We start from the raw sequence: 11,142 nt of genomic DNA, 5'->3' as shown, positions 1-11,142 counted from the left end.
TTAGCGCGGTGGTCCCACCTGACCCCATGCCGAACTCAGAAGTGAAACGCCGTAGCGCCGATGGTAGTGTGGGGTCTCCCCATGTGAGAGTAGGGAACTGCCAGGCAACAATTAGAAGAACCCCGTACCGAAAGGTACGGGGTTTTTTGCTTTTGTTTTTCCCTCTTCCCCTCCTTGAAACTTTCTCACCTTCTGCTTGCAGACTCGACATTCAAACTATTTCTGGGTATCGTTAGCTGTCTGGATGTCTAAACGTTTATACGTATGCTGTGAGGATATAAAGTTATGCCGATTCGGGTGCAGGACGAGCTACCAGCCGTCAATTTCTTGCGTGGAGAAAACGTCTTCGTTATGACGGCTTCGCGTGCGACAGGTCAGGAAATTCGCCCGCTGAAGGTGCTTATTCTCAATCTGATGCCAAAAAAGATCGAAACAGAAAACCAGTTCCTGCGTCTTCTGTCGAACTCCCCTCTGCAGGTTGATATTCAGCTGCTGCGAATCGATGCCCGTGAGTCACGTAACACGCCTTCTGAGCATCTGAACAACTTCTACTGTAACTTCGATGATATTCAGGGGGAAAACTTCGACGGACTGATCGTGACCGGCGCGCCGCTCGGTCTGGTGGAATTTAACGATGTCGCTTACTGGCCGCAGATCAAACAGGTTCTGGAGTGGGCAAAAGATCACGTTACCTCCACATTGTTTGTCTGTTGGGCGGTACAAGCCGCGCTGAATATTCTTTATGGCATCCCCAAGCAAACCCGTACTGAAAAGCTCTCCGGCGTATACGAACATCACATTCTTCAACCGCACGCGTTGCTGACGCGCGGTTTCGATGACTCCTTCCTGGCCCCGCATTCTCGCTACGCCGATTTCCCTGCCCAGCTGATTCGTGATTACACCGATCTGGAGATCCTGGCCGAAACGGAAGATGGAGATGCTTATCTGTTTGCCAGCAAGGATAAACGCATTGCTTTTGTGACCGGGCATCCTGAGTACGATCCGCATACCCTTGCGTCAGAGTATTTCCGTGATGTCGAAGCGGGTCTAAATCCGGATGTACCGTACAACTATTTCCCGAAAGACGACCCGCAAAACAAACCGAGAGCAACCTGGCGCAGCCACGGGAATTTGCTTTTCACTAACTGGCTCAACTATTACGTCTACCAGATAACGCCATACGATCTGCGTCACATGAATCCGACGCTGGAGTAATCTTCTGCACTAGACGATCCTAAAGCGTTTCAGCTATTCAAATCAGGCACCTTCGGGTGCCTTTTTTATTTTCGAAATGTCGCTCACCATTCAATAAAACTTTAATTCCAATAAAATCAGACAATTAATTGCAATTAACAATTAAAATGGAAATTGTTTTTGATTTTATAAGAAATATAGATAGTCTTAATTCTGCTGAGCGAAAACTACCCAACGATCTTTCGTTCGCATCGGGGGCGTGATTTTGGATCTTTGATGAGGAGCAGAGTAATGACTCAACAGGCAACGACGGTCGATGAACTGGCCTTTACCCAGCCGTATGGCGAACAGGAACAGCAGGTTTTGACGGCGGAAGCGGTAGAATTTCTGACTGAACTGGTGACTCGCTTTACGCCGCAGCGTAATAAGCTGCTGGCGGCACGCATTCATCAGCAGCAGGAAATTGACGATGGCAAGTTGCCTGGCTTCATTTCGGAAACCGCTTCCATTCGTCGCGGTGAGTGGAAAATCCGCGGCATCCCTGAAGATTTACAGGATCGTCGCGTTGAGATCACCGGTCCGGTAGAGCGCAAAATGGTGATCAACGCCATGAACGCCAACGTTAAAGTCTTTATGGCCGATTTTGAAGACTCACTGGCGCCTGACTGGCGTAAGGTCATCGAGGGGCAGATCAACCTGCGCGACGCCGTGAACGGCACCATCAGCTATACCAACGAAGCCGGCAAAATTTACCAGCTCAAACCGAACCCGGCGGTGCTGATCTGTCGCGTACGCGGCCTGCATCTGCCTGAAAAACATGTCACCTGGCGTGGGGAAGCCATTCCGGGCAGCCTGTTTGATTTCGCGCTCTATTTCTTTCACAACTACAAGAATCTGCTGGCAAAAGGCAGCGGCCCTTATTTCTATCTGCCAAAAACGCAGGCCTGGCAGGAAGCGGCCTGGTGGAGCGAAGTGTTCAGCTACGCGGAAGATCGTTTCAACCTGCCGCGCGGCACCATCAAAGCCACGCTGCTGATTGAAACACTGCCTGCCGTGTTCCAGATGAATGAAATTCTGCACGCCCTGCGCGACCATATTGTCGGCCTGAACTGCGGACGCTGGGACTATATTTTCAGCTACATCAAAACTCTGAAAAACTATCCCGATCGCGTACTGCCGGATCGCCAGGTCGTGACCATGGATAAACCGTTCCTGAGCGCCTACTCGCGTCTGCTGATCAAAACCTGCCACAAGCGCGGCGCCTTTGCGATGGGCGGCATGGCGGCTTTTATCCCGAGCAAAGACGCAGAGCGGAACAATCAGGTGCTCAACAAGGTGAAAGCCGATAAAGAGCTTGAAGCCCGTAACGGTCACGACGGCACGTGGATTGCCCATCCCGGCCTGGCCGATACGGCGATGGAGGTCTTCAACCGCGTTCTCGGCGACAATAAAAATCAGCTGTTCGTCACGCGTGAAGACGATGCCCCAACGGCTGAAGAACAGCTGCTGGCACCGTGCGCGGGCGAGCGTACGGAAGAGGGCATGCGTGCCAATATCCGCGTCGCGGTCCAGTACATCGAAGCGTGGATCTCCGGCAACGGCTGCGTACCTATCTACGGCCTGATGGAAGATGCCGCGACGGCGGAGATCTCACGTACCTCCATCTGGCAGTGGATCCACCATCAAAAAACGCTCAGCAACGGCAAGCCGGTGACCAAATCTCTGTTCCGCCAGATGCTGGCCGAAGAGATGCGGGTGATCCAGGACGAGCTGGGCGAACACCGCTTCAGCAGCGGACGTTTTGACGACGCTGCGCGCCTGATGGAGCAAATCACCACATCAGATGACTTAATCGACTTCCTGACCCTGCCGGGCTACCGCTTCCTGGCGTAACTCACCACATAACAATATGGAGCATCTGCACATGAAAACCCGTACCCAACAAATCGAAGAGTTAAAGAAAGAGTGGACACAACCTCGCTGGGAAGGCATCCGCCGTCCTTACAGCGCGGAGGAAGTGGTGAAATTACGCGGCTCGGTCAATCCGGAATGCACGCTGGCACAGAACGGTGCGGCGAAAATGTGGAAGCTGCTGCACGGTGGCTCTAAAAAGGGCTACATCAACAGCCTCGGCGCGCTGACCGGCGGTCAGGCGCTGCAGCAGGCGAAGGCCGGTATTGAAGCTATCTATCTTTCCGGCTGGCAGGTCGCGGCGGATGCCAACCTGGCGTCCAGCATGTACCCGGATCAGTCGCTCTATCCGGCTAACTCCGTGCCGTCGGTGGTGGATCGGATCAACAACACCTTCCGCCGTGCGGATCAGATCCAGTGGGCTGCCGGTATCGAACCTGGCGATCCGCGCTTTACTGACTACTTTCTGCCGATCGTCGCGGATGCGGAAGCAGGCTTCGGCGGCGTGCTGAACGCCTTCGAGCTGATGAAATCGATGATTGAGGCCGGTGCAGCGGCCGTTCACTTCGAAGATCAGCTGGCATCAGTGAAGAAATGCGGACACATGGGCGGTAAGGTGCTGGTTCCTACACAGGAAGCCGTACAGAAGCTGGTTGCCGCGCGTCTGGCTGCTGACGTGCTCGGCGTGCCGACGCTGGTGATTGCCCGCACCGATGCGGACGCGGCAGACCTGATCACCTCTGACTGCGACCCGTACGACAGCGAATTCATCACCGGCGAGCGTACCAGCGAAGGCTTCTACCGCACCCATGCCGGCATTGAACAGGCGATCAGCCGCGGCCTGGCGTATGCGCCTTACGCGGACCTGGTCTGGTGTGAAACCTCCACGCCGGATCTGGCGCTGGCAAAACGCTTTGCCGACGCCATCCACGCGAAATACCCGGGCAAGCTGCTGGCCTACAACTGCTCGCCGTCCTTCAACTGGCAGAAAAAGCTGGATGACAAAACCATCGCCAGCTTCCAGCAGCAGCTGTCCGACATGGGCTACAAATACCAGTTCATTACCCTGGCAGGTATCCACAGCATGTGGTTCAACATGTTCGACCTGGCGCACGCCTATGCGCAGGGTGAGGGCATGAAGCACTACGTTGAGAAGGTGCAGCAGCCGGAGTTTGCGGCGGGCAAAGACGGTTACACCTTCGTGTCTCACCAGCAGGAGGTGGGGACCGGCTACTTTGACAATGTGACCACGATTATTCAGGGCGGCACCTCCTCCGTCACTGCCTTAACGGGTTCAACGGAAGAAGCACAGTTCTAAACTTTTCCCCCTCTCCCCTCTCGGGGAGAGGGTTGGGGTGAGGGGGAATATATGTCGCGTGGCCTGGAATTGCTGATTGCCCAAACTATTTTGCAGGGCTTCGATGCCCAGTATGGTCGTTTTCTTGAAGTGACATCCGGCGCGCAGCAGCGCTTCGAACATGCAGACTGGCATGCGGTTCAGCAGGCCATGAAGCAGCGTATCCATCTCTATGACCACCACGTGGGTCTGGTGGTGGAGCAGCTGCGCTGTATTACCGACGGTAAAAGCCCGGACGCGGAATTTTTACTGCGCGTGAAGGAGCACTACACCCATCTGTTACCCGATTACCCGCGCTTCGAGATTGCGGAGAGCTTTTTCAACTCCGTCTATTGCCGGTTATTTGACCACCGCTCACTATCTCCTGAGCGGTTATTTATCTTCAGCTCCCAGCCCGAGCGACGCTTTCGAACCATTCCCCGTCCGCTGGCGAAAGATTTCTTTCCCGATCGCGGATGGGAAAAGCTCCTGCACCGCGTGCTAACGGATCTGCCGCTGCGCCTGCCCTGGGAGAATAAAGCCCGGGATATCGGTTATATCCACGCGCATCTCAACGAAACCTTCGGCGCGGAGGTGCTTAGCCATAGCCATTTGCAGGTGGCCAACGAGCTTTTCTACCGCAATAAAGCCGCCTGGCTGGTCGGCAAACTGGTTACGCCGACCGCCATTGTGCCTTTTCTGCTGCCCATTCACCGTACCGACGACGGGGAACTGTTTGTCGATACCTGCCTGACCACCGGCGCCGAGGCCAGCATCGTGTTTGGCTTCGCCCGCTCCTATTTCATGGTGTACGCCCCGCTGCCTGCCGCGCTGGTGGAGTGGCTGCGAGAGATCCTGCCGGGCAAAACCACCGCCGAGCTGTATATGGCCATTGGCTGCCAGAAGCACGCCAAAACGGAAAGTTACCGGGAGTACCTGCGCTATGTCACCACGGCCGATGAGCAGTTTATCGAAGCGCCAGGCATTCGCGGCATGGTGATGCTGGTCTTTACGCTGCCGGGTTTCGACCGGGTCTTTAAGGTGATTAAAGACAGATTCGCGCCGCAGAAAGAGATGACCGCCGCGCACGTTCGCGCCTGCTATCAGCTGGTCAAAGAGCACGATCGCGTCGGGCGCATGGCGGATACTCAGGAATTCGAAAACTTTGTGCTGGATAAACAGCAGATTGACCCAGCGCTCATGACGCTGTTAATGCAGGAAGCACCTGCGAAAATCACCGATCTGGGTGACAAAATCGTGATTAGCCATCTCTACATTGAGCGCCGCATGGTGCCGCTGAATATCTGGCTTGAGCAGTCCGAAGGCCAGGCGCTGCGGGATGCCATTGAAGAATACGGCAACGCGATTCGCCAGCTTGCCGCCGCCAATATTTTTCCGGGCGACATGCTGTTTAAAAACTTCGGCGTCACCCGTCACGGGCGCGTGGTGTTTTACGATTACGACGAAATTTGCTACATGACCGAAGTGAATTTCCGCGATATACCACAGCCCCGCTACCCGGAAGATGAGCTTTCAGGTGAGCCGTGGTACAGCGTCTCGCCGGGCGATGTGTTTCCGGAGGAGTTTCGCCACTGGCTGTGCGCCGACCCGCGCATCGGGCCGCTATTCGAAGAAATGCATGAGGATCTGTTCCGCGCCAGCTACTGGCGCGGGCTGCAAACGCGGATCAAAAATGGGCATGTCGAAGATGTGTACGCTTACCGCCGCAAGCAGAGGTTTTGCATTAGGTTTGCACCTTCTCTCGCAGGATGAGGACATCATGTTTGCACCCTCTCTCGCAGGGTGAGGGCATCATGTTTTCTCCCTCTCCCTGTGGGAGAGGGCCGGGGTGAGGGCATCAGGCCACAGTGTAACCCCATCGCCCGGTGGCGCTGCGCTTACCGGGCCTACGGTTCGAATGTTCGCCGGAACCCAACTTAGCGAATCCCACCATACGCCAGCGTTACCTCTTTCGCCGCCTTAATCACCAGCGCACCCAGCTCGGTCACGCGGTCGTCGGTCATCCGCGAAATCGGCCCGGAGATGGAGATAGCGGCAAACGGCTCGCGGTGCTCGTCAAAAATGCAGGCCGCGAGGCAGCGCAGGCCCAGGGCATGTTCTTCATCATCAAACGAATAGCCACGCTTGCGGGTCAGGGCCAGATCTTCTTTCAGATGCACGGGCGACACCAGCGTGGCGTGGGTGTAGGCGTGCAGCCCTTTACGGTGCAGCAGCCCCGTCACCTGCTCTTCGCTCAGCTGCGAGAGAAACGCTTTCCCCGCCCCGGAGGCATGCATCGGCAGCTTGCCGCCAATCGGTGCGGACATACGCATCAGCTGCGTGCACTGCACCTGGTCGATAATAATCGCCTGATGGTCGCTTTGGTCCAGCACCGCGAGGTTGACCGTCTCGCCGGACTCCTCCATCAGCTTGCGCAGAATCGGGTGCACAATCGCCAGCAGGTTGCGGCTCTGCAGGAAGCTGCTGCCGACGATAAACGCATGCGCGCCCACCGCCCAGTGCCCCAGCTCGCCGACCTGGCGGACAAAGCCCAGCTGCTGCATGGTGGTCAGCAGGCGATGCGTCGTGGAGTTCGGCAGGCCAGCCTGCTGGGCCAGCTCCGTCAGGGCCACGCTGCCGTGCGACTCGGCTATCCACTCCAGCAGCTTCAAACCGCGCGTGAGCGATTGAACCTGTCCGCCCTGTTGTGCGGCGGCGGCGGTGGCAGCAGGTTTTCTGCCGCGTTTAGCGGGAACGCTCGCGACCATGACGATCTCCTTTTTCTGTATCGTGGAAATCATTTTCGTTTTATTTGGTGAATTTGCAACCGTTATCCTGACTGATCGGAGGAGTGATGGTGAACATGTCTCATGTTACCGCTGTGCGGCTTTTCCACCCTGCGAGATTGTGCCAGTATGGAACGCAGCCTTTTGGCCTTGTTGAGCGTTGTCGGGAGCAAGTGTGAGCAGCAAAGTAGAGCAACTGCGTGCGCAGTTAAATGAACGAATTCTGGTGCTGGACGGCGGCATGGGCACCATGATCCAGGGGTATCGTCTGAGTGAAGACGATTTCCGCGGCGAGCGCTTTGCCGACTGGCCCTGCGACCTGAAAGGGAACAACGATCTGCTGGTGCTCAGCAAGCCGTCAGTTATTAAGGATATCCACAACGCCTACTTCGAAGCGGGTGCGGATATCGTTGAGACCAACACCTTTAACTCGACAACCATCGCCATGGCGGATTACCAGATGGAATCCCTGTCGGCGGAAATCAACCTGGAAGCCGCGAAGCTGGCGCGCGCCTGCGCCGACGAGTGGACGGCACGCACGCCGGACAAGCCTCGCTACGTTGCCGGGGTGCTTGGCCCGACGAACCGAACCGCGTCGATTTCACCGGACGTCAACGACCCGGCGTTTCGTAATATCACCTTCGATCAGCTCGTTACGGCCTACCGTGAATCGACCAAAGCGCTGGTGGAAGGCGGTTCCGATCTGATCCTGATTGAAACCGTATTCGACACCCTCAACGCCAAAGCCGCGATTTACGCGGTGAAAGAGGAGTTTGAGGCGCTGGGCGTTGACCTGCCGATCATGATTTCCGGCACCATCACCGACGCCTCCGGCCGTACTCTGTCCGGTCAGACAACCGAAGCGTTTTATAACTCTCTGCGCCACGCCGAAGCGCTCTCCTTTGGCCTGAACTGCGCGCTGGGGCCTGATGAGCTGCGCCAGTACGTGCAGGAGCTTTCCCGTATCGCGGAATGCTACGTCACCGCCCACCCGAACGCCGGTCTGCCGAACGCGTTCGGTGAATACGATCTCGATGCCGACACCATGGCGGCGCAAATCCGCGAGTGGGCCGAGTCTGGCTTCCTGAACATCGTCGGTGGCTGCTGCGGCACCACGCCGGAGCACATCGCGGCCATGAGCAACGCCGTCGCCGGACTGCCGCCGCGCAAGCTGCCCGAGCTTCCGGTTGCCTGTCGTCTGTCCGGCCTTGAGCCGTTGACCATCGGCGACGACAGCCTGTTTGTGAACGTGGGTGAGCGTACTAACGTCACAGGTTCTGCAAAGTTCAAGCGCCTGATCAAAGAAGAGAAATACAGCGAAGCGCTGGACGTTGCCCGCCAGCAGGTGGAAAGCGGCGCGCAGATTATCGATATCAACATGGACGAGGGGATGCTCGACGCCGAAGCGGCGATGGTGCGTTTCCTCAACCTGATCGCCGGTGAGCCGGACATCGCCCGCGTGCCGATCATGATTGACTCCTCCAAGTGGGAGGTCATCGAAAAAGGGCTGAAGTGCATTCAGGGTAAAGGCATCGTCAACTCTATCTCAATGAAAGAGGGCGTTGATATCTTTATTCACCACGCGAAGATGGTCCGCCGCTACGGTGCCGCCGTGGTGGTGATGGCCTTTGACGAGGTGGGCCAGGCGGATACCCGCGAGCGTAAAATTGAGATATGCCGCCGCGCGTACAAGATTTTGACCGAAGAGGTGGGCTTCCCGCCGGAAGACATTATCTTTGACCCGAATATCTTCGCCGTCGCGACCGGGATTGAAGAGCACAATAACTATGCCCAGGACTTTATCGGGGCATGTGAGGACATCAAGCGCGAGCTGCCGCACGCGCTGATCTCCGGCGGCGTATCGAACGTGTCGTTCTCGTTCCGCGGTAACGACCCGGTGCGCGAAGCGATCCACGCCGTGTTCCTCTACTACGCCATCCGCAACGGCATGGACATGGGGATCGTTAACGCCGGCCAGCTGGCGATTTACGACGATCTCCCTGCCGAGCTGCGCGACGCCGTAGAGGACGTGATCCTTAACCGCCGCGACGACGCCACCGAGCGCATGCTGGACCTGGCGGAGAAATACCGCGGCAGCAAATCGGATGAGGCGGCAAACGTTCAGCAGGCCGAGTGGCGTTCCTGGGACGTGAAAAAGCGTCTGGAATACTCGCTGGTCAAAGGCATCACCGAATTTATCGAGCTCGATACCGAAGAGGCGCGCCAGCAGGCAGACCGCCCGATTGAGGTGATCGAAGGCCCGCTGATGGACGGCATGAACGTGGTCGGCGATCTGTTCGGTGAGGGCAAAATGTTCCTGCCGCAGGTGGTGAAATCCGCCCGCGTGATGAAGCAGGCGGTAGCGTATCTTGAGCCCTACATCGAAGCCAGCAAAGAGAAAGGTTCCAGCAACGGCAAGATGGTTATCGCCACCGTGAAGGGCGACGTGCACGACATCGGCAAGAACATCGTCGGCGTAGTGCTGCAGTGTAATAACTACGAAATTATCGACCTCGGCGTGATGGTCCCGGCGGACAAAATCCTCAAGACCGCGCGCGAAGTGAACGCCGACCTGATTGGCCTCTCCGGCCTGATTACGCCGTCGCTCGACGAAATGGTCAACGTGGCAAAAGAGATGGAGCGGCAGGGCTTCACCATTCCGCTATTGATTGGCGGGGCGACCACCTCAAAAGCGCACACGGCGGTGAAAATCGAGCAGAACTACAGTGGCCCGACGGTGTACGTGCAGAACGCCTCGCGCACGGTGGGCGTAGTCTCCGCGCTGCTCTCCGACACCCAGCGCGACGATTTTGTGGCGCGCACCCGCAAAGAGTACGAAACCGTTCGCATCCAGCACGGCCGTAAGAAGCCGCGCACCCCGCCTGTTTCGCTTCAGGCGGCGCGCGACAACGATCTGGCCTTCGACTGGTCCAGCTATACGCCACCGGTGGCACACCGTCTGGGCGTGCAGGACGTGACGGCCAGCATCGAGACGCTGCGTAACTACATCGACTGGACGCCGTTCTTTATGACCTGGTCGCTGGCGGGCAAATATCCGCGCATCCTGGAAGATGAGGTGGTCGGCGAGGAGGCGAAGCGCCTGTTTAAAGATGCCAACGACATGCTCGACACGCTGAGCGCAGAGAAAACCCTCAACCCGCGCGGCGTGGTGGGCCTGTTCCCGGCGAACCGCGTGGGCGACGACATCGAAATTTATCGCGATGAAACCCGCACCCACGTGCTGGCGGTCAGCCGGCATCTGCGCCAGCAAACGGAGAAAGTGGGCTTTGCCAACTACTGCCTGGCCGATTTCGTCGCGCCGAAGCTGAGTGGTAAAGCCGACTATATCGGCGCCTTTGCGGTAACCGGCGGTCTCGAAGAAGATGCGCTGGCGGACGCGTTCGAAGCGCAGCACGATGATTACAATAAAATCATGGTGAAAGCGATTGCCGACCGCCTGGCGGAAGCCTTTGCCGAGTACCTGCACGAGCGCGTACGTAAGGTGCACTGGGGCTACGCGGCGAATGAGAACCTCAGCAATGAGGATCTGATCCGCGAAAACTACCAGGGGATTCGCCCGGCGCCGGGCTATCCGGCCTGTCCGGAGCACACCGAAAAAGGCACTATCTGGAAACTGCTGGATGTGGAAGCCCATACCGGCATGAAGCTCACCGAGTCGTTCGCCATGTGGCCAGGCGCGTCCGTCTCAGGCTGGTACTTCAGCCATCCGGACAGCAAGTACTTTGCCGTGGCGCAGCTGCAGCGGGATCAGATTGAAGATTACGCCCTGCGCAAAGGGATGAGCGTGTCTGAAGTGGAGCGCTGGCTGGCGCCAAATCTCGGCTACGACGCAGACTAAAATCACTTTTCCTTACAACAAACAGGGCGCTCATTGGGCGCCCTGTCTCTTTCTTA

The 11,142-nt window shown here is 57.2% G+C and carries 6 protein-coding genes and 1 rRNA gene; 6 read left to right on the top strand and 1 reads right to left on the bottom strand.

Annotated elements, in window-relative coordinates:
* The 5 genes from rrf to aceK form a co-directional block, all read left to right on the top strand.
* A 5S ribosomal RNA gene (gene rrf, locus ACOTZC_RS20765) occupies window positions 1-106 on the top strand; the annotation flags it as partial.
* A gap of 179 nt (window positions 107-285) precedes the next feature.
* A complete protein-coding gene (metA, locus tag ACOTZC_RS20760) occupies window positions 286-1,215 on the top strand; it encodes a homoserine O-acetyltransferase MetA (protein WP_126304253.1) in 930 nt (309 codons plus the stop codon).
* Window positions 1,216-1,485: 270 nt separating this feature from the next.
* Window positions 1,486-3,087, top strand: coding sequence for a malate synthase A (gene aceB / locus ACOTZC_RS20755; RefSeq protein WP_023309985.1), 1,602 nt, complete (start codon window positions 1,486-1,488; stop codon window positions 3,085-3,087).
* A 31-nt stretch (window positions 3,088-3,118) separates the two neighbouring features.
* Window positions 3,119-4,423: an isocitrate lyase gene (gene aceA, locus ACOTZC_RS20750; RefSeq protein ID WP_023309986.1), complete on the top strand. Its 1,305-nt coding sequence runs from the start codon at window positions 3,119-3,121 to the stop codon at window positions 4,421-4,423.
* 51 nt (window positions 4,424-4,474) lie between these two features.
* On the top strand, window positions 4,475-6,214 hold the full coding sequence (aceK, locus tag ACOTZC_RS20745) for a bifunctional isocitrate dehydrogenase kinase/phosphatase (RefSeq protein ID WP_045402577.1): 1,740 nt from the start codon (window positions 4,475-4,477) through the stop codon (window positions 6,212-6,214).
* 164 nt (window positions 6,215-6,378) lie between these two features.
* Here the strand turns inward: aceK and iclR are convergent, their stop codons facing one another.
* Window positions 6,379-7,209, bottom strand: a complete 831-nt coding sequence (gene iclR / locus ACOTZC_RS20740) for a glyoxylate bypass operon transcriptional repressor IclR (RefSeq protein ID WP_047173840.1) — start codon at window positions 7,207-7,209, stop codon at window positions 6,379-6,381.
* A gap of 193 nt (window positions 7,210-7,402) precedes the next feature.
* Here iclR and metH point away from each other — a divergent pair, with 193 nt between their 5' ends.
* Window positions 7,403-11,086: a methionine synthase gene (gene metH, locus ACOTZC_RS20735; protein WP_322408283.1), complete on the top strand. Its 3,684-nt coding sequence runs from the start codon at window positions 7,403-7,405 to the stop codon at window positions 11,084-11,086.
* Window positions 11,087-11,142 lie beyond the last annotated feature (56 nt).

It is taken from the genome of Enterobacter cloacae complex sp. SHL009, from assembly GCF_049237205.1.
Taxonomy (GTDB): Bacteria; Pseudomonadota; Gammaproteobacteria; order Enterobacterales; family Enterobacteriaceae; genus Enterobacter; species Enterobacter cloacae_M.
Note: the sequence above shows the minus strand (reverse complement) of the source record. Positions and strands in the feature narration are given on the sequence as shown.